This is a genomic window from Helicobacter rappini (assembly GCF_900198625.1).
GTDB lineage: Bacteria > Campylobacterota > Campylobacteria > Campylobacterales > Helicobacteraceae > Helicobacter_A > Helicobacter_A rappini.
The window spans coordinates 21,329-40,870 of record NZ_FZPK01000006.1 but is presented as its reverse complement, the minus strand read 5'-3'; the positions used below and the strand labels follow the sequence as shown (position 1 = coordinate 40,870).

At 35.4% G+C, this 19,542-nt stretch carries 16 protein-coding genes and 1 pseudogene; 2 read left to right on the top strand and 15 right to left on the bottom strand.

Features of this window, described 5'->3' with window-relative positions:
* Nucleotides 1-56 precede the first annotated feature (56 nt).
* Complete coding sequence (gene truD / locus C6H17_RS01820) at nt 57-1,523, top strand: tRNA pseudouridine(13) synthase TruD (RefSeq protein WP_005219303.1); 1,467 nt, start codon at nt 57-59, stop codon at nt 1,521-1,523.
* Between the two features lie 31 nt (nt 1,524-1,554).
* The gene (gene rmuC, locus C6H17_RS01815; RefSeq protein WP_020995542.1) at nt 1,555-2,988 is read left to right on the top strand and encodes a DNA recombination protein RmuC; all 1,434 of its coding nucleotides are present in this window, start codon (nt 1,555-1,557) and stop codon (nt 2,986-2,988) included.
* 298 nt (nt 2,989-3,286) lie between these two features.
* Here rmuC and C6H17_RS01810 read toward each other — a convergent pair whose 3' ends face one another.
* The 15 genes and pseudogenes from C6H17_RS01810 to radA form a co-directional block, all read right to left on the bottom strand.
* Nucleotides 3,287-3,448, bottom strand: coding sequence for a hypothetical protein (locus tag C6H17_RS01810; protein WP_223808333.1), 162 nt, complete (start codon nt 3,446-3,448; stop codon nt 3,287-3,289).
* 83 nt (nt 3,449-3,531) lie between these two features.
* Entirely contained in the window at nt 3,532-4,353 is an 822-nt protein-coding gene (locus C6H17_RS01805) for a LysE family translocator (RefSeq protein ID WP_005219307.1), read from the bottom strand.
* A gap of 12 nt (nt 4,354-4,365) precedes the next feature.
* Nucleotides 4,366-6,570: an NADP-dependent isocitrate dehydrogenase gene (locus C6H17_RS01800; RefSeq protein ID WP_005219309.1), complete on the bottom strand. Its 2,205-nt coding sequence runs from the start codon at nt 6,568-6,570 to the stop codon at nt 4,366-4,368.
* 160 nt (nt 6,571-6,730) lie between these two features.
* Nucleotides 6,731-7,678, bottom strand: coding sequence for an arginase (locus tag C6H17_RS01795; protein ID WP_005219312.1), 948 nt, complete (start codon nt 7,676-7,678; stop codon nt 6,731-6,733).
* Nucleotides 7,679-7,695: 17 nt separating this feature from the next.
* Nucleotides 7,696-10,902, bottom strand: a complete 3,207-nt coding sequence (gene ccsA, locus C6H17_RS01790; protein ID WP_020995543.1) for a cytochrome c biogenesis protein CcsA — start codon at nt 10,900-10,902, stop codon at nt 7,696-7,698.
* Between the two features lie 51 nt (nt 10,903-10,953).
* On the bottom strand, nt 10,954-11,559 hold the full coding sequence (locus tag C6H17_RS01785) for a thioredoxin fold domain-containing protein (RefSeq protein WP_004083968.1): 606 nt from the start codon (nt 11,557-11,559) through the stop codon (nt 10,954-10,956).
* 95 nt (nt 11,560-11,654) lie between these two features.
* Nucleotides 11,655-12,242, bottom strand: coding sequence for a thioredoxin fold domain-containing protein (locus C6H17_RS01780; RefSeq protein WP_004083969.1), 588 nt, complete (start codon nt 12,240-12,242; stop codon nt 11,655-11,657).
* 282 nt (nt 12,243-12,524) lie between these two features.
* A complete protein-coding gene (locus tag C6H17_RS01775) occupies nt 12,525-12,773 on the bottom strand; it encodes a hypothetical protein (RefSeq protein ID WP_148374288.1) in 249 nt (82 codons plus the stop codon).
* Between the two features lie 221 nt (nt 12,774-12,994).
* Nucleotides 12,995-13,435, bottom strand: a complete 441-nt coding sequence (locus C6H17_RS12405; RefSeq protein ID WP_005219316.1) for a restriction endonuclease subunit S — start codon at nt 13,433-13,435, stop codon at nt 12,995-12,997.
* Nucleotides 13,436-13,586: 151 nt separating this feature from the next.
* Complete coding sequence (locus C6H17_RS01765; protein WP_040462827.1) at nt 13,587-13,826, bottom strand: hypothetical protein; 240 nt, start codon at nt 13,824-13,826, stop codon at nt 13,587-13,589.
* Between the two features lie 68 nt (nt 13,827-13,894).
* Nucleotides 13,895-14,242: a restriction endonuclease subunit S gene (locus tag C6H17_RS01760; protein ID WP_051355094.1), complete on the bottom strand. Its 348-nt coding sequence runs from the start codon at nt 14,240-14,242 to the stop codon at nt 13,895-13,897.
* Complete coding sequence (locus C6H17_RS01755; protein WP_051355095.1) at nt 14,239-14,511, bottom strand: hypothetical protein; 273 nt, start codon at nt 14,509-14,511, stop codon at nt 14,239-14,241. Before C6H17_RS01755 ends, C6H17_RS01760 begins: the two co-directional genes overlap by 4 nt.
* Before the next feature lie 677 nt (nt 14,512-15,188).
* The gene (locus C6H17_RS12730) at nt 15,189-15,596 is read right to left on the bottom strand and encodes a hypothetical protein (RefSeq protein WP_020995545.1); all 408 of its coding nucleotides are present in this window, start codon (nt 15,594-15,596) and stop codon (nt 15,189-15,191) included.
* Between the two features lie 165 nt (nt 15,597-15,761).
* Nucleotides 15,762-18,401: a PD-(D/E)XK nuclease family protein gene (locus tag C6H17_RS01745; protein WP_005219321.1), complete on the bottom strand. Its 2,640-nt coding sequence runs from the start codon at nt 18,399-18,401 to the stop codon at nt 15,762-15,764.
* 83 nt (nt 18,402-18,484) lie between these two features.
* A pseudogene (gene radA / locus C6H17_RS13370) lies at nt 18,485-19,483 on the bottom strand (DNA repair protein RadA); the annotation flags it as partial.
* Nucleotides 19,484-19,542 lie beyond the last annotated feature (59 nt).

Sequence of the window (19,542 nt, the reverse complement as noted above, 5' to 3'; positions counted from 1 at the left end):
TTATTAGCGATTTTATGCTTTAATTGTATCTTAATATTTCGTAAGGACGAGAATTGATGAGCGATACAAAGCCAAATGATGAGATACTAACACTCTTAGAGCAATACGCCACACAAAAAAGATTCTATGGTAAATCTTACCCTAAGATTCCATTTGTATTTTCACATAATGAGAGAGATTTTATCGTAGAAGAGATTCCACTCTATCCTTTTAGTAATACCGGAGAGCATAGAATCTTAAAAGTGAGAAAAAAGAATATAAGCACACTAGAGTGTGTGAAGCTTATCGCACAAGCCCTACATATCAAAGAAAGGGATATCGGCTATGCTGGACTAAAGGATAAACACGCCCTTACTTATCAGCACATTTCAGTCCCAAATAAAGCATTTAAAGCCTATGAAAATAATCTACACAAGATAGATCAAATAAAGATTCTAGAATCTTATCTGCATGGGAATAAAATAAAAATAGGACATTTACAAGGCAATAAGTTTTTTATCCGCTTAAAAAAGGTTACCCCACAAAGCTTTGAGCGGCTAAAAGAAGAAGCACTTCTAGCACAAAAGCAGGGCTTTCCAAACTTTTTTGGCTATCAAAGATTTGGCAATTTTGGGGATAACTATATGCAGGCATTACAGATTAAAAAGCCCCCAAATAAACAAAATCCATTAGAGCAACTGCTTATATCAAGTCTGCAAAGCGTATGCTTTAATCTATGGCTTGAAGAACGACTAAAAATAAGCAATATCATGCAAAGTTTCAATCTTAAAGATTCTATACAAGCACTCTCTAGCATGTATAATATCACTATGGATAGAGAGATTTTTGAGATTTTGCACTCACAAGCCCTGCCACTCACACCACTCATAGGCGATGTATGTATGCACTATCCACATGGGAAATTTTTCTACTTCGGGGATAAAAGATTAAATGACATACAAGAGATAAATTATGCTAAGACTATATTGAATGATACAGAGAGACTAAAGAATGGGGATATTAGTATCACAGGGCTATTAAGCGGTATGGAGTGTAAAAAGATTCTAGAATCTCATTTGTTTGAATGCGATTGTGAGTTTAAAGGGCAGAATAAGATTCGAGAGATTAATCTAAATAAAGTGGATTTTAAGCAGAATATAGAATCTAAGAATTATCATGTTGAGCGTAGCAAAACACCTAACACTTTAGAATCTAGAATAGATTTTTCGCCTATGGCTCAAAATGACAAGATTTCAGAATCTACACAAAATCTAAAGTCTCACACAACACAAAACCTAGAATCTAAAAGCAATCATCACAAAATAAGACTAGCAAAGCAAGACGCATGTAGAATAGAAAAAAACTTTGCCTATCCCATCATGGCAAATGGAGCAAGGCGATACGCATGGGTATATCCAAGCGACTTATCTATCAAATACAACGCAGAAAAAGCACAAGCAGAAATCGCCTTTACACTCCCAAGCGGTGCGTATGCCACAAGCTTTTTATCCTATATCAAAAACGGCGATGTGCGAGAATTTTAATGTAAAAAAATAACTTCAATAAAGGAATAATATGCAATCTGTATATATCATACACACACTTTATATTTGTGCCATTATTTGCTTATTTATCATGCTTGTTTTATACAGACAGAGAATAAAGGCTTTACGCATAAAAGAAGCATTAAACGAACAAGCCATTTTGCTTACAAATAAACATTATGAAGAGAAAATACAAGACTTACAACATACATTAACAACCACCAAAAACGAGCATGTAGCACAATTAGAATCACTTAAAAAAGAACATATCCTAAGCCTAACAAATGCCTTGCAAGAAAGGGAAAACGCCCTAAAAGCCCAATACACACAAAAGCAAGAACTCATGCAAGAGCTACTACAAACTAACCAAGAGAAACACACCGCATTAATGACACAAAGATTTTATGAAATAAGCGAGCAGTTATTAGAAGAGAAAAATCGCCAATTCCAAGAAAAACAAAGCGATAGCTTAAAGCCACTTTGCGATGAGATTATGCGATTTAAAACAGAGATAGCACAGCACACAAAGGATAATCAAGAGCGACACATTGCCTTGAATACCGAGATTAAGCACCTAAAAGAAGCAAGCCTTAAAATATCAGCCGATGCGACCAATCTAGCAAACGCAATGCGTGGAGATTCTAAACTGCAAGGGCAATGGGGCGAGGTGATTTTAGAGCGATTGCTTGAGTCTAGCGGTTTGCAAAAGGATAGGGAATACTATACGCAGGTATTTGTGAAGAATGAAGCAAAAGAGATTTTGAGACCTGATGTTGTGATACATTTGCCGAATAATCGCTTTGTAGTTGTGGATTCTAAAGTGAGTTTGAGTGCGTATGAGAGATTTTTCAATGCGACAGATTCTAAAGAAATGCACCTAAACGCACATATCGAGAGTGTGAAAAATCATATAAAAAGCCTTTCACTTAAGCAATATCAGCACTGCATTGAAGGGGGACAGCTTGATTTTGTGATTATGTTTATGCCATTAGAAGGGGCGTATAGTGCGATTTTGCAGCATGATATGCAGCTATTTTTAGATTCTTATAATAAGGGCATTATCCTTGCTGCCCCAACGACTCTTATGGTGATTTTGCGACTTATCCATCATATTTGGAGTAATGAAGCAAAGGATAAAAATATCACAAAGATTCTGCAAGAATGCGTAAAACTTATTAAAAAATTTGATGGCTTTACAGAGAGTATGGAAAAAATTAGCCGTGCTTTAGAAACCGCACAAAATGCGTATGAAAAAGCCGAAATTCAGATAAGAGGTCGCGGCTCACTTGGCAGTTATATCAAGAATCTAGACAACTACATGTCCCAAATCACAACGGATACAAAACCACAAACAAGCCCAAAAAACAATGAAACATTAGAATCACATATTAACAAAGAGGAAGAAGAACATATACAAAATGACACTATGCCAGAAACCACAGAAGATGAAAGAATCGCATTGTAGTTTAGCTTCTTATCTCTCTTTTACACACATGAATATGAGTTGATCACGGGTAATAAATGCATGATATTGCAATATGACACAATAAAATAAAAATGATTACTCACTCTAAATTAGCGCAACTTGAAATAAAATCAAAATAAGTAGATAAAAGTGGATTGAAATCTACAGAATCTATATGATAAGATAAGACCTTCTTATATTTTCTTTGTTTGAGATATTCTAGGGTGAGCTAGAGCCAAGATAGAGTATAAAGCCACAGCCTACAATACTCATAATCCCAAGCATAGATTCTAAAACTTTAGCCACGCCCAAAATCACCGCAATGCTTACAGCGATAAGTATGAGTGAGCCTAGATTTGTCCCGCAGATTGTCTTTAAGGGCTTGTGTGCTTTTGCTTTTAGAATCTTGCCCTTTTAGCGTATTTTTTAGCACAAGGGTAACCAACTTGGTGTAATACACTCAAATCCCCATAAAGTAAGGATATTTCAATATATTTATTTGTTTGAACTTTGGCTGCTAATAAGATAATTTTGTATCAATTATTATGGCATTAAAGATAGGAAACCATACACAATACCAAAGATTCCAACCATTATAAGCACAATGTCGCTAAGTGGGGCTATGAGCGTTTCAAATCGCTTTAGTTGTATCTTTTGAGAAATGTAGCTTATAAGAAGAAGCAGACTAAAATCAAGGGCTATCCACGATAGCGTAAGGACTGTAATGCTAAGATAAATGGAGTGCGTTATACCTAAAAACTGCGGAAAAAAGGCGATGAAAAATAAAATGTCCTTGGGGTTTGATAGGCTTAGAAGTAAGCCTTGTAAGAAAGGGGTATGTAATATTTGCGTTGTCTTTTTGGTGCTTTTAAGGGAGTTTGCTTTTCGTGCTTGCTCACTACCGCTTACTGCGTTTTCTAAAGGGACTTCGCTTTGAGAGCCTTTGGGTTTAGAATCCTGATGAGATTTGTGGGATATTTCGCTACGCTCAATATGACAACATTCAATATGAAAAGGCTCAATATGGCAAGGCTGTGCTGAATCTCCACATTTCCTTTGCTTAAAAAATCCCAAAAGTGAGCTAGAGCCAAGATAGAGTATAAAGCCACAGCCCACAATACTCATAATCCCAAGTAGAGATTCTGAAACTTTAGCCACGCCCAAAATCACCACAATGCTTACAGCGATAAGCAGGAGTGAGCCTAGATTTGTCCCGCAGATTGTTTTTAAGGCTTGTGTGCTTTTTGTCTTAGAATCTTGCCCTTTGAGCGTATTTTTTAGCACAAGGGCAACAACGGGACCGGGCGTGATGATGAGTGTAATAACAGCACCCAAATACGCACTAAACAAAGTCAAATCTAGCATTTTAGCTGCAAACTATTTCTTAGCAATCCTTTCAATCATCGCATTAAAGCTTTTACTTGGTCGCATAACGCTTTCAGCCCTATTGTCATCAAATTTATAATATCCTCCTAGATCTACTTTCACGCCTTGAGCGGAGTTAAATTCAGCCCTAATAGAATCTTGCTTAGATTCTAGCTCATTAGCAATAGGCGTAAAGAATGCCGCGATAGTAGAATCCGCTTTTTGCTCACTCAACGCCCTAGCAAAATACATCGCCAAGTAAAAATGGCTTGTGCGGTTGTCATCTTCGCCCACTTTGCGTGAGGGGGCTTTGTTGTTATCAAGCCATTGTGAAGTAGCCACATCTAGCGCGTCTGCTAGCACCTTTGCCTTAGGGCTATTTTGCTTTTGCGCGTAGAACTCTAGACTTGCTTGCAAGGCTAAAAACTCGCCCAAGCTATCCCAACGCAAATGATTTTCTTCCACGAGCTGCTCCACTTGCTTTGGCGCACTGCCTCCAGCCCCGGTTTCAAACATCGCCCCACCATTTAGCATAGGCACGACGGAGAGCATTTTCGCACTTGTGCCAAGCTCTAAAATGGGGAAAAGATCGGTCAAATAATCACGCAAAACATTGCCTGTAATAGAGATAGCATTTTTACCAGCGCGGATAAGGCGTAAAGATTCTAAACACGCTTCCTTTGGGGCTAAAATGGCTATGTCTTTGCCCTTTTCTTGTAGTCTTTTCTTAACTAAATCAATCATAATTTTATTACTAGCCCTTTTAGAATCAAGCCAAAAAATCGCCTTATCCCCCGTTAAATCCGCCCTTTCAATCCCTAAATCAATCCAGTTTTGCACCGCATCAAATTTCGCTTGATTAGCGCGGTAAATATCGCCCTTTTTCACGCGATGAGTAAGTAGCACTTTATCATTAGAATCCACAATGATAAACTCCCCATCATTTGGGGCTACAAAGGTTTTATCGTGTGAGCCATACTCTTGGGCTTTTTTCGCCATTAAGCCTACATTGCTAACACTGCCTAAAGTCGCAGGATTAAGAGTGCCATTAGCCTTTAAATCTTCAATCACGGCTTCATAAATAGTCGCATAAGTTTTATCGGGAATCACAGCGTTTGCATCGCATTCCTTGCCGTCTTTATCCCATAATCTCGCGCCATTTTTTAGCATAGCAGGCATTGAGGCATCTACAATCACATCGCTTGGGATATGCAAATTGGTAATGCCTTTGTCGGAATTTACCATAGAGATTTTGGCGGATTTTTCTAAAATCTCATTGTATTTCGCAAGAATTGCCGCTTTTTTGGGGCTGGATTCTATCTTTGTAAGTAGCTCACTCACGCCATTATTGGCATTCACACCTAAAGATTCTAACTCGTCCTTAAACTCAGTAAAAAGCTCTTTGAAATACGCCTTCACCGCATAGCCAAAAAGGATTGGATCGCTTACTTTCATCATCGTAGCTTTTAAATGCAGTGAAAAGAGTATGCCTTGCTTTTTGCACGATTCAATCTGCTCTGTGTAAAACTCACTTAGCTTTTGTGCGTCCATAAAGGTGGCATCTAGTATCTCATTTGCCTCTAGTTTTAGCCCATCTTTTAGCACTTTTTGTCCGCTAGAATCTTTGAAAATAATCTTTGCCGTTGTGGGAGATTCTATTAGCACCGCCTTTTCATTATCAAAGAAATCGCCCTCTTTCATATAGCTCACACAGCTTTTTGAGCTTTTATCAAAGGGCGTTACTCGGTAGGGATTTTTCTGTGCGTAGGATTTGACCGCATTGGTGCTGCGGCGATCGGAATTGCCTTGCCTTAAAACAGGATTGACTGCTGAGCCTAGCACTTTTTGGTATTTTTCTTTCACTGCCTTTTCTTGCTCGTTGCTTGGCTCATCTGGGAAATCTGGCACATTATAGCCCTTTGCTTGCAGCTCTTTAATGGCGTTTTTAAGCTGGGGGATTGAAGCGGAGATATTTGGGGTTTTGATAAGGTTGGCATTTGGCGTTTTGACAAGCTCACCAAGCTGACTTAGGGCGTCTTCTACGCGTTGATTTGGATTTAAACTCTCCGGGAATTGCGCTAAGATTCTAGCACTTAGGGAAATATCAGCACTCTCTACTTTGATGTCTGCGTGGTTTAAAAAAGCCTTTGCGATAGGCAGAAATGAGTAGGTCGCTAGGGCTGGGGATTCATCTGTGAGTGTGTAAGTGATTTTCATTGTGTGTCCTTTTGTCGTGAAATTAAAAAGTGTTTTTAGTATAGCAAAAATCATTATTTTTGGAATAATAGGCAAGATTTTTTTAAACTTTTGGTGTGATAAGGGCGGATAGGTAGCAATGCATAATGTTTTAGATGTAAGGCAATAAAGCTACCATATACTATCTTTGCAATACAACATTATTTGTTAAAGATTCTATAACCTCATGTAAAAAGTTGCATACTGCGGCTTTGTCTTGTTCTTTTGTATTGCCTAAGGTTGGGTTAAATTCACTCAGCTCAAAGGCGATGATTTTATGTGAAAAAGATTCTATAATATCTTTAGTAAGCATGATTAGCTCTTGCATATACAGCCCATTTGACTCGTTGCAACCTGTGCTTTGAAACTCACTACAATCAAGCACATCTATATCTACACTCACATAAATCTTTGTGCTTTGAGTTAAGACTTCTTTCATCTTTTCTATGCAGTCTGCCCTGCCCTTTTGTAAAGATTCCACACTAAAGACACATATATTTTTAGAATCTATAACATCTTGTTCTGCTTTCTCTAAGCTTCTAATACCGCAATACACGATATTTTCTGGTTGTATAGAATCTTTTGAAATATTCATTAACTTTTCCCAAGATTCTTCTTGTGATTGTGTGAGTGTGTTTTTATTTGGTGCTTTATGTCCTATGATGGCAGCTAAGGGCATACCATGTAAGTTACCACTAAAGGTGCTAAAAGGTGTGTGAATGTCTGCATGTGCATCAATCCAAATTATGCCTATTCTCTCATCTGGCAGTGCGTTTTGAATGCCTTGTGCTACTGCCAATGCACTTGAGTGATCCCCACTAATAATAAATGGGAAATTATTCTCACAAATAATCTCTTCAGCCCTTTTAGCGACTTTATCTTTAAAAAAATCATACAATACATCAATATGCTTTGTATAGTCATCTTTTTGTGCCGGTGGGATTATGCTACTATCTAAAGAGAGATAATTTTTATCATGCAAAATAGCAAGATTCTTCTCTCTCATATACTCACATAGCAACGCAACACCTTTTGCCGAGCCAAGCTTCCCCCCTGCAATATCAGAAGCTATTCCTAGAATCTCTATCATGCCCTACCCTTTTAATATTAATGTGTCTCTTTTGTATGAAGCAATTTTCTTTTCATAAAAGCTAAAGCGACTAATATAAAAATTAATGCCAATGAAATGAAAATAAGCCTATTTACACTATCGCCCTCACCTTGCGCGTAAGCATGCATACCTGTGCCAAGATAGAAATTCACCCCAAAATATGTCATCAAAATACTAGAGAAAGCAAGCACTGCAAGGACATTATAGATATAAGGTAAATAAAGCGGTTTTAATAATCTCACATGCAGCACACACGCATACACGCCAACAGATACAAGCGACCAAGTCTCTTTAGAATCCCAACCCCAATATCTACCCCAAGATTCATTCGCCCATACACCACCTAAGAATGTGCCAACAACAAGCATTAATATCCCAATAATCATACTCATCTCACTGATCGCACTTAAGGCAAGAATGGCAGAATCTACTTGTGGTCTTTTCTGCTGATTACGGAAGATAAAAAGGATAAGATTTGTAATGCCAAGCATAAAAGAAAGTCCTAAGAAGCCATAACTTGCTACAATTACTGCAACATGGATATTAAGCCAATATGATTGTAAGACGGGCTGAAGATTGCCAATTTGTGGGTCCATAAAGCCCCAATGTGCTACCATTAGAGCCATACCCGCAAGAAAGCTAGCCCCACACATAGCAAAATAAGACTTACGCAAGATAATAACACCCGATAAAGCACTAGCCCATGCGATATAGAGCATAGATTCATAGGCATTACTCCATGGAGCATGTCCGCCGACATACCAACGCAAAATAAGTCCTAAAGTATGTGCGACAAACACACAAAAAAGCAAGATATAGCAAGTTTTGCCAAGCCATTTTGGAATCTGTTTATTACTCAAAATCGCAATAAAAGCTACAAAAAATAGTAACATGCCAAGCGCTAAATAAAAGTATTGTGATACTGGAAACACATCTGTTTTATTAAGAAAAAGTTCAGATTCTACAAGCGTGGGATTAAGATACAAGCTACCACCTACAAGGGCTTGATAGCGATTGTAAAAAAGGAGTGTTTCATTTAACTTCTCCCATTCGCCTAAAGCAACACCTACGCGTGTTTGCAAACGAAAATCTTCTAAGAAATAGACAAGCAGTGTTAGCTCTTTTCTATCCTCTGGATTACTTTGCTGAATTTGTGCTATATCAAGCATATTTGGATTACCAAAAGGTATCCACGAGTCGCCATCTGCTGGAATTAGTCGCAAATAATGCCATATTGAAAATGGCATAAGCAAGTCCATTTTCTCATGTAATCTTAAGATTTGCTTATCAAACTCATTGCGTTCAGAATCTCTTTTTTTAAGTGCCGTATTTACAAAATGATAAAGCTTATATGCTTTCTCAAACTTCTCCAATCTCTCTGCATTAGGCGATATACTAAAGGCATATACATCGCTTAATCTATCTTTATGAAATAAATCTTCAAACGACACATAGCTATCCCTAACGCCCAAAATATCAAGTATTTCTTTATTTGTTACTTTGATTAACCTTAGCTTTGCCATATCCTCTGGCATAGTCATAAGTCCTAGTAAAAACTGATTATGCTTTAAGCCCTTAAACTCTTTTTTACCTGTAACTTTTCGCATAATCTCATCACTATAAGTATCAAGCAGTTTAATACGCCCATCAAAGCCCTGTATCTGTATCTTTGCGAAACGCTTTAAAGTCTTATTAGGGATTTTTTTGAGCCCCTCTATTCTCTCTCTTATAGCTTCATCGCTCATATCTGCAAAAATGGGGGCTATTTTTTCTGCACTTTCTTTGCTTGTTGCAATATGTGCTATGAAATCTTCATTTGCTTGTATATATTTTTCTCTTAATTGCTTGTCTAAATGTGATTTTTTCTCACTATTAACACTATCTAACGATTTTTTGCGGGGTAGTTCTTGTGAGAATTTGCTTGTATCAGATTCTATATTTTTAGATTCTGTATTTGCATATAAAGGTGTGTTTAGTTGAAATAAGGCTAATCCGCAGAAAAGAAAAGCAATGCTTAATACCTTTTGCGATTTTACATAATTGCTTAACTTTCTAAAGCGAGAGTCATTGTCAAATAAAAGCCATAAAGCCCCAAGTATTAAAAGCGTATAGCCTATATATGTTGGAATCTTTCCGGGGTCATTATTGACTGACAAAATAGTTGCTGCATAAAGGGGCATTCCATTTTCATCGTGCATTTCCTTGCCCTCTTCATCTCTTTTTACACGATATTCACTTTGGAAGAATCTATATCCCTTGTAGTCAAGCACATTATTCATAAATATCTTAAATGGATATTCGCCATGTGTTTCATCAATCACACGCACATAAGAAGCAAAGCTTGATGGCATTTGTGAGCCCGGATAATTTATCACTTCAAATTTATCAAGCTTTAATTCAAATGGAAGTTGTATAAACTTTGGTCCCCATGAAAGCGTAATAAAGCGATTGCCAAAACGAGCAATTGCCCTTTCACCGCGATTTGATAAAAGCATGGTATGTGTGATACCATCATAGGTTACTTCAAATTTTGCTAAATAATGATTCTCTCTTTTTTTCGCATCAATTTCTTTGGGATCTATCTCTCTATTCTCATTTTTTGCTTGTTCAAAAAGAGAGCTTAAAGAATAGTTAATAATAGAAACGGATTTAATACTTAAAGGTTTATCAAAAGCCTCTTTTGTATCTAAGCTAAATTTTGAGAATCTCACATAAGGACTAAGTGAAATATCATAGCCTTTTTTAAAGCTATCGAGCGGCAAAATATCACTTTGTGTGCCATTCTCTCCCACATCATTACTCACAAGCACATTTAAAAAGTTATCCCTAGATTCTATAAAGCTACTACTTCCCCCATCTTCTAGCACCATATTCCCCTCAAAGCCATAATATCGCGTAATACCAGCCCCCATAATAATCACAATCAAAGCAAAATGGAAAGTATGCACGCTGACTTTAAAGCCATTATATTTCACACTCTTTAGCATACAGCCAAATAGACTAAGCCCAAGCCACGCATTAAGTAACTCAAACCACCATGACGCATAAATCACATCATGTGCGACAATAGAGCCATACTCTTTCTCTACAAAAGTAGCCCAACCGATACAAGCCGCATAAAGCACCATGAGAAAAATGCTAAGAGGCATGGACGCAAAAAGATTATTCAAAAGTGCCTTAAACAATACAGAAAGTTTTGCCATAATATCTCCACTTACAATTCACTACAAAAGAGATTCTCTAAAAGTTTAACCCTAAAAATTTAATTTGCCCTGCGTGTATTGCTCTATAAACATAGCCATACGCTTTTCACTATTTTTTTCATCACCATAACCTTTGTTTTTTACAAATTGTAACATGGCATTAAAATAATTAGGATCATATCCATCAAGTTTTAGAATCCTAGTCCCATCACTCTCTAGCCATATAATAAGTGGAGTTTTCACCGCACCATAATATCTTGCTAAATCATCACTTTTTAGACTTTTTTGCATATAGGCTACTTCATGTGTTTTGCTATAACTCGTATTTACATAATAGGTTACAAAGTTATCTTTTATAAAGTCATGCAATTTTTGATTATCACGCATATCTTGCTTTAATATCTCGCAATATTTACAATTATTCACACCAAAGATAAGCATAATAGGCTTAGAATCTGATTCTATACGCACATTATTACTGATAATATCTTCTAGTCCCTTATATCCAGCCACATCGATATTTTCTAGCTTTGTATCTAGCTCTTTTGTGCTTTGTTCTCCATCGCTAATTGAGATATTACCATCTTTACAGCCAGACATAACACAGCAAAAACCTAATATTGCTATACTTAAACTTTTCTTAAAAACTTTATTCACAACAATCCTTTTTATATTTAATAAACCTTTAACGCTTTTTAGACTTTAGTCGCCCTACCCTATTTTATAGAATCTTATCTTGATTTTATAGAATCTTATTTTGCACCTTTTGCTAAATCCTCTTCATATTCCAAGAATCCAGCCACACGCTCTTTTGGGCTATTATAATTTTTCCAAATATCATTGTAGATAAATTCTAATAAATGTATTATCCTTTTCTCCCCGGGGAATCCAGCTACACGCATAATCTCTTTACCATCAGTGCTTACAAACACGATTAAAGGCAGGGATTCTAACTTATAGAGTCGTGCGGTATCAAGTGAGCTTAACCCAGAGAGATTGAGATAGGGGATAGAGTGCCTTTTCTTATCGCTTAGATTGATATAATAAGGCAAGAAATTTAGCGTAATATAGCCTTGTATCACATCATTACCGATTAAACTTGCACTCAAAATGCTACAATGATAGCAATCATCTTTGCCAAAGACTATCATCACAGGCTTATCACCAAGCTGAATGCTTTTACTATTAAGAAAGATAGAATCTAAATCATCATCTATATTCACATTCGCCACTTCTTGCTTTGCCATAGCATTTTCATTATGATTTGCATTTGCTTGCAAGATTCCAAACACACCAAAAACTAACAAACATAAAAGCATTGTGCGTATCTTACATTCCATTTTGATACTCCCTTTATCCACAAAGCATAAAAGCTTGTATTCTACAATCTTAAAGGAAATAAAACTTTAATAAACTTGCTTAGATTCTATGTTTAAAATGCAATAAGTTACCAAACTATAAGGCAAAATCTCTAGCTTAGATTCTATATTTTGTGATACTTCATCTAGGGCTTAGTTATGACAAGTTTAAAATCTAAGCTTAAATACTTCACTACGCTTTAATCATCATAAAATACATTGTCATTTTGAGTTTGCGTAGCAAACGAAAAATCTCTATGCGTGTCATTTTGAGCCGTTCCCCCCCCCCCCCTTGTCATTTTGAGTCCTCTCCCCTTTGTCATTTTGAGCCTTTGAAAAAGGCGAAAAATCTCTTTTAGATTCTGTTGTGGATTCTGTATTATGGGATACTTCGCTACGCTCAGTATGACAAGGTGGAAAGGCTTTTGATATGACAAGTGGGGACATTGTCATGACTAAAGCGTAGGCAAAGTATCCCTTTATATTCCTTAAACCATAATAATACCTAAGCAAATATTACCTTTAATAGCATATCCCGCATTGCTTGGAGATTCTGAATCTGCTTTGAGTTATTTTCAATCTTATTTTGAATGCTATTTAATTGTTCGTTCAGTATTCTTATAATATCTGTATGCGAAAGGTGTATATTAACTGCTTTTAATGCTGCGATAGTTAAAGCTTGTTGAGTGCTACCAATAGCAATGGAATCTAACTTTTCTTTTCCTTGTGGAGATTTAAACCAATAAAAACAAAAATAAGCTTGTAATGTTTTTAAAATTTTTAAACCAAGTTAGATTACCATCTTTAAAATAAAACTTTTTATCCTTTGGCACAAGATAGGGAATCCCCAAAGTCCCAACTGAAGTGAGCAGAATATCATTTGCTTGTGGCACTCCAAATTTATTTGCTATATCGTTGTATTTATTTTCATCAATAAATAATTCATTTTGTGGATTATTGCCCTTACTAAATTCTATAATTTCTTTACTTCTATAAAAGGGGATTCCATATTCTACATATTCGCTATAAAAAATTCTTTTGCTTGAGGTGATTTCTGCAACTTCCCCAAGCCTTACTTCCTGCCATTGCTCTTTATGGAGAGATTGTAGAAAGGGTTGTAAAGAGAGAGATTCTAAAGGTAAATCTAAGCTAGATTCTGTATTACAAGATTCCATTATTACACTCCGTTATAAAGTTTTAGATACTTCGCCTAAAGGCTCAGTATGACAAGGTGGCAAGGCTTTAGTATGGCAAGTAAAATCAACATAACAAATAAAAAATTCAAAAGATTTCATTATTATACTTTATTATATTTGTCGTTTAATATTATTTCTTTGTCATTTTGAGCGATAGCGAAAAATCTAGATTCCATTGTAGATACTTCGCTACGCTCAGTATGACAAGTGGGGGCATTGTCATTTTGAGTAACCCTTTCCTTGTCATTTTGAGCGTTAGCGAAAAATCTCTTTTAGAATCTATACTAGATTCTATGTTTTGGGATACTTCGCTACGCTCAGTATGACAAGGTGGCAAGACTTTTGATATGACAAGTGGGGACATTGTCATACTGAGCCGTAGGCGAAGTATCTGTTATAAATATCTACTAGAAATATCCCCTTAAGCCATAACAACACCTAAGCAAATATTGCCTTTAATAGTATATCCCGCATTGCTTGGAGATTCTCTATCTGTTTTGCATTATGAGATATTTTCTCAAAATATGTTTTTAGATTTACACTTGCTAAAGATTCTTTGTCGGGTTTGATTATATGGTAATTAGCTATATCGTTTTTATTAATATGTTGTTGTGCTCCACCTGTTTGATTTAAAATAATTTCATCAATATTAAACTTTATCCATAAACACAAGAATTCATTAGAAAAATCATCATTTGGTATAACACCCACAACAGATTGATTTGCACAAGAATCAATTTCTAGCAAACTTACTTGTCCCAATGTAGCACCTGTTATTGCTATCACAACGCTCCCTTTAGGTAAAGGCTTTGTATTTGATTTTCAAATCCTAATTTTGTAATAGTTTTTGTTGGCTTAACGATTCTAAATTTATTGATTTCTCCAGAATTAATCCAAGCAATATCACCTCCCCAATATTCACTTTTTGCAGTATTTGGGGTGCCGCCTAATTCTATTCTCACATAATCCCCCAATTTTCCCATTTTCCATTTTCCACTTTTTTGATGAGAGGGGGGGGGCTTGAATTGCGAAGTCGCTCCCTTCCCCTCTGCCATAACTTTCTTTTGCTTAGTTCTGCTTATTTTCTATGAATATTTTTTAATCATCATGCAACTTCATAAACTTGTTATATCTTTTCTCATGGATAATATGACAAAAATCTCTTGAGTTTTTCAACTCAAAAGAATAAATCTTAAATAAAACAAAGGAGTAAAATGAAAAATAAAAAAAGCTCCTAAAGGAGCCTATAAAAGGAGTGGAGAGTAACAAAAACTTCACAATTTGTGGGGTTCAGCAAAGTTTTTGAAGCTATTAGGTGTAGGGAAATTGGAGGGGGTAACCTAACCTAATAACTACGCCCTAACATTAGGAACGCGATGAAACTATACATAAAAAATAGTTATTTGTCAATAAAAATGTAAAAAATACTTTACATTTTTGTATATTTTCATAACACAACCCCTTATCATTGTATGAAAATGGGATTTTTAGATAAATCTCTATATGCGTAATGGTCACTTACAATCAAATTTTTATAAATGCAATGCCTGTTGAATAAGTGGTTATGTGTATTAGTTAGAGATTTCGTCGTTGAAGTTATTAGCCCATTAGATTCTAAAGCTAAAAGAAATTTATGTAGTGAAAGTTATAAACAAATAAAATAAAATCGTAAAAAACTTTGATAGCCAAAGCATTATCAAATAGAAATGGTTAAAATTCTCCCTATAACCCCCTATCTTCTCCCCCTTGCATCAAGCCCCTTTTTTACAGATCGTTCAAACTCCATAGCAAGTTCTGGGTGTTTTTCTTCAAATCTTTTTTGAGTTTCAATGATAATATCTTTTTGTGCATTTTTGTGAAGAGATAGGGCAATGAGAATGTTTTTAATTTGTAGTTTGCTTAGTTCCAATTTATCATATTCGCTAAAAAGCTTATCTAGCACTTCTTGTAAGTCTTCTAGTGTGCTAGAGCTAGAATCTAGCACCATCATAACACTTTCAACACTAAATCCACCTGTTAAATCAATGTCAAACTCTCTTTCTTTTGGCTTATTCGATAGCACAAACTTAAAAAGTGCGAAGATAAACAGCACAACAACAACGACAAAGCTTCCAACGATAACAATCACATTTGTTTCCATATAAATCCCTTTGGCAAGTAACCCTTTGTAAGAATTAAAGTCTGTATTCTAACATATTTTTTTACTGAATTCCAAAGTTAATTATTTTTTATTTGCTAGATCGGGTATGGCTGATAAAAAATAATACTCAATCTAGCAAAGTTTAGATTCCAACCCCCCCCCCCCCTATGTTCTATTACACAAAAGGGCATATTGACAATCTTTGCATGTAGATAATTTCTCTGTCATTTCATTTGTTTCACCAAAAGTCTTAAGCATTTCTTGAATCTTTTGTATATTCTCATTCAATTTCTTTTCATCATTAAATACTAGAATCTTATTTATATCCTTTGCTCCAAGATGATAGTATGCTAATTTTGTATGTAAGCCATTATGTGGTTGCAAGAGTGGCATTTCAGTCGCACACATCGCATAAAAAGGCATTTGTAAATCAGAACTCTTAGGCAAGCTAGCCCCGCTTTTATAATCATATAGCACAATCTCATTATCCACCATATCTATCCTATCTATTGCCCCATTGAGTGTATAGCCTGTATCTTGCGTGGCATTTATGCGGAAGTTTTCTATACGAAAAGTATATTCAAGTCCTAGAATCTTTATAGAATACTTTTTTACCCTCTCTCTTTCATACTCAAAAAAGGCTCTCATATATGGGGTAAAGCTATCAAGTTTTACGAAAGTTTTCATATCTATTTCTATGCTTTCTTCTTGATTATTTTGTGTAAGTAAAGTATTTAGGGCATAAAATTTAGAAAAAAAGCTAGATTCGATTGCATTTATAGAATCTAGTGTTAATGTCTCTTCAATATAAGGTTTATAAGATTCAAAAAGCCATTCATGTATAATGCTACCAAAATACTGACTTTGCGTTCTCTCTTCTTTCAAACCCTCAACATAGCGGTAGTAGAATTTACGCGTGCATTCATTATATACATTCAGTGCGGTAGCACTTAAATTTTCTACTTTCCCAAATGGTTTGTATTCATCTTCATAAAATGTTATATTAGCTTGTTTAGTCATATCATAGTAGCTATAAAGTGTGTCAATAGATTGGGCTGATTCTGTATTGCAGCCGATTTCAAATAGCATATTTGATTCTATCTGTTCTTCATTATTTACAAAGCTAATATGCGTTATTTCTGTGTTTTTCATAATATTGTAGTAGTGGTGCTTATAGAGATTTTCTTTATCTTTTCTTGTCGGCATACCATAATGAGATCTAATCTTAGAGTTTAAAAACATATCATCATGCGTAACATTTGGGACAAAATCATCGCTAAAATCAAGTATTAGCACTTCTTTGAAATGCAGATTTCTTGCCTCTAGTGTGCCAATGACTTTTATCTTACCACCTGCTACATGATTGATTTTTAACCCTGCAATTTCTCGCATAAATAAAGTAAAAAGATTCTCAAAATGCAATGTATTGACATTAAAAAAGTTTCTATTTGCGATATGATTAAAGGTTGAGAGTATTTGTGCTATTTGTGCTAATAGCACTTCTTCATTTTCAAATAATAGCATTAGAATCTTTTCTAAATGCAATATATTTGGATTAGAAATAATTGTAGAATCTTGCAAACATTGCTCTTTTAATGCATTAAGCTTTTGTGTATCATAGCTATCACTTTCTAAAAGCGGGGCTATATCAAACACTTTTGTTTGCATATAAGAATCATATAAGGATAATAATAGATTATAAGATTCTAAATAGGCGATATGTATCCCCATCGCAAAGTTAAAGATATGATTAGAATCTAGTGTTAATAAGTGATTACAGAAACTCTCGCTAGGTAAAATTATCGCAAAGTCATTTTCACTTGCCTTGTTTTGTAATATCTCTTCTTGCCATTTATACGCTAGGGCTAGGGCTAGGTTTGCTTGACTTAGTCTTTTTGTAGTTTTGTAGAGTTTAATATTTTGTCTTTTTAATCTTTTTGTGTCTTGTGTAAATAAATCTTTAGTCTGCAAATTATAAATATAGCTTTTAAAAGATTCTAATTCTTGCTTTAGAAACTGAAAATGCCCCATATTGTAGCTATCTGTCTTAAAGTAAAGAAAGGTTGGGGTAATGCTACTCACACGCTCTAGAATCTCATATTGCAGTGGCGATATAAAGCCCTCTAGCTCTATATGTATGCTTGAAAAACTCTGTATATATTCACTAAAGATATTATAGCTTTGTGTCGTGTCGCTGTATATAGAATCTGTGAGTTCATTTGCCTTTAATAATAAATTATACTCCTCATAAATCTCTGCTAAAAGGCTTAATTGCTCGCTATATTCCTCATAGCTATCGATATTTGCAAACTCTTCTAAACTCTCTTTTGTTATTGCAATCTTATGCTCTCTTAACTCATCATAAAATTGTAACAACACAGAAGAAGTTTGCAAAAATAGCATAAAGCTTGTTTCAAAGTTTAAAAAGTCCTGTGTTTTTTTCTGTGTGTTTTTTGTTTTTTGCTTTACATTTTGCAGGGCTTGAAACATGAAAAAATCACGCACATTATTGGGTATCATAGCGTAATCACTAAAGGTTATTTTTGTGAAAAACTCATCTATACTTAGGGCGTAAGGCAGAATTATAGAATCTTTATTATTAAATGTTTGATGAGATTTTGTATCAAATAGCATAAAGCAATTATTGAGTATTTCATTAGATTCTGTGTTTAAATGCAGGTTAAAATCTAAACTGCTTTTCGCCTTAAAATGCAGGTAAAATTCCTTTTTAGATCTTGTGCTACTTAATATAAATAAGGGTTGTTTTGTGGTAAAAAGATTCTGTAATTGCGTAACATTATCCATAACATTCCTTTATTTTTGCGTGTAATTGTAGCATTAAAATATTTTGTTACGCCCGAATAAAATATACCAATACCCAATAAAAATCACATCCACTCAATAATCTGTGCCACCTCTAATGCTTGAGTGCATTTTACCTGCCCCTTATAGCCTTTTGGGATATTTGGGACTATGGCATTTTTAAAGCCAAAGTTTGCCAACTCTTTTAATCGCAACTCAAGCCCACCCACCTCTCTAATATCACCAATCAAACTCACTTCACCAATGAAAGCTGTGCTTGATCTTAATGGGCGATTTTTATAACTTGATAAAATGCTTGCAATAAGGGCTAAATCCGCACTTGTTTCACTAATCTTAATCCCACCAGCAACATTCACAAAGACATCATGTTTATGCAAATGGATACCTAGCTTTTTCTCAAGCAAGGCTAGAATCATATTTAATCGATTGCTATCAAAGCCATTTGTAAGGCGTTTTGGCACACCATACTCATTCTCACAAGTTAGGGCTTGAATCTCTACGACTATACATCTGCTTCCCTCCATAATCGCTACTGCTGCACTACCAGACATATCCTTTTTTGCATTAAAAAACTTCTTTGTTGCTTCATTTGCACTCACTAAACCATGTGCTTTCATCTCAAAGATTCCAATCTCGCTTGTCGTGCCGAAACGATTTTTAAACCCTCGCAAAATCTTTAGCTCATTGCTTCTCTCTCCCTCAAAATATAGCACACAATCAACCATATGCTCTAGCACTCTAGGACCTGCAATCTGCCCATCTTTTGTAATATGCCCAATGATAAACATGGCGATATTAAAGCTTTTTGCAAGCCGCATAAGCTCGAATGTAATCTCTCGCACTTGTGAGACAGAGCCGGGTGCTGCTGTGAGATTAGGCGAATAAATCGTTTGTATAGAATCTATAATGCAAACTTCAAAGCCACCATTTAACAGATTTTCCTTAATCTCTAAGATATTAATCTCGCTTAATAGATAGAGATTATCACTCAAGCAATGACATCTTTTCGCACGATTATGTATTTGACTAAGGCTTTCTTCACCGCTTACATAAAGCACTTTTCTGCCTTTTGTTTGTGTGGATTTAGAATCTAGTTTTTCTGTCTTTATGGGCTGGTGCGGAG

What these genes read in the sequence shown, in the direction of transcription:
- C6H17_RS12730 (WP_020995545.1), bottom strand. Translation starts at nt 15,596, where the DNA reads ATGGAAACAAATGTGATTGTTATCGTTGGAAGCTTTGTCGTTGTTGTT.
- C6H17_RS01755 (WP_051355095.1), bottom strand. Translation starts at nt 14,511, where the DNA reads ATGGCAGAGGGGAAGGGAGCGACTTCGCAATTCAAGCCCCCCCCCTCT.
- C6H17_RS01800 (WP_005219309.1), bottom strand. Translation starts at nt 6,570, where the DNA reads ATGAAAATCACTTACACACTCACAGATGAATCCCCAGCCCTAGCGACC.
- C6H17_RS01805 (WP_005219307.1), bottom strand. Translation starts at nt 4,353, where the DNA reads ATGCTAGATTTGACTTTGTTTAGTGCGTATTTGGGTGCTGTTATTACA.
- truD (WP_005219303.1), top strand. Translation starts at nt 57, where the DNA reads ATGAGCGATACAAAGCCAAATGATGAGATACTAACACTCTTAGAGCAA.
- C6H17_RS12405 (WP_005219316.1), bottom strand. Translation starts at nt 13,435, where the DNA reads ATGGAATCTTGTAATACAGAATCTAGCTTAGATTTACCTTTAGAATCT.
- C6H17_RS01795 (WP_005219312.1), bottom strand. Translation starts at nt 7,678, where the DNA reads ATGATAGAGATTCTAGGAATAGCTTCTGATATTGCAGGGGGGAAGCTT.
- C6H17_RS01780 (WP_004083969.1), bottom strand. Translation starts at nt 12,242, where the DNA reads ATGGAATGTAAGATACGCACAATGCTTTTATGTTTGTTAGTTTTTGGT.
- C6H17_RS01765 (WP_040462827.1), bottom strand. Translation starts at nt 13,826, where the DNA reads ATGACAATGTCCCCACTTGTCATATCAAAAGTCTTGCCACCTTGTCAT.
- rmuC (WP_020995542.1), top strand. Translation starts at nt 1,555, where the DNA reads ATGCAATCTGTATATATCATACACACACTTTATATTTGTGCCATTATT.
- ccsA (WP_020995543.1), bottom strand. Translation starts at nt 10,902, where the DNA reads ATGGCAAAACTTTCTGTATTGTTTAAGGCACTTTTGAATAATCTTTTT.
- C6H17_RS01745 (WP_005219321.1), bottom strand. Translation starts at nt 18,401, where the DNA reads ATGGATAATGTTACGCAATTACAGAATCTTTTTACCACAAAACAACCC.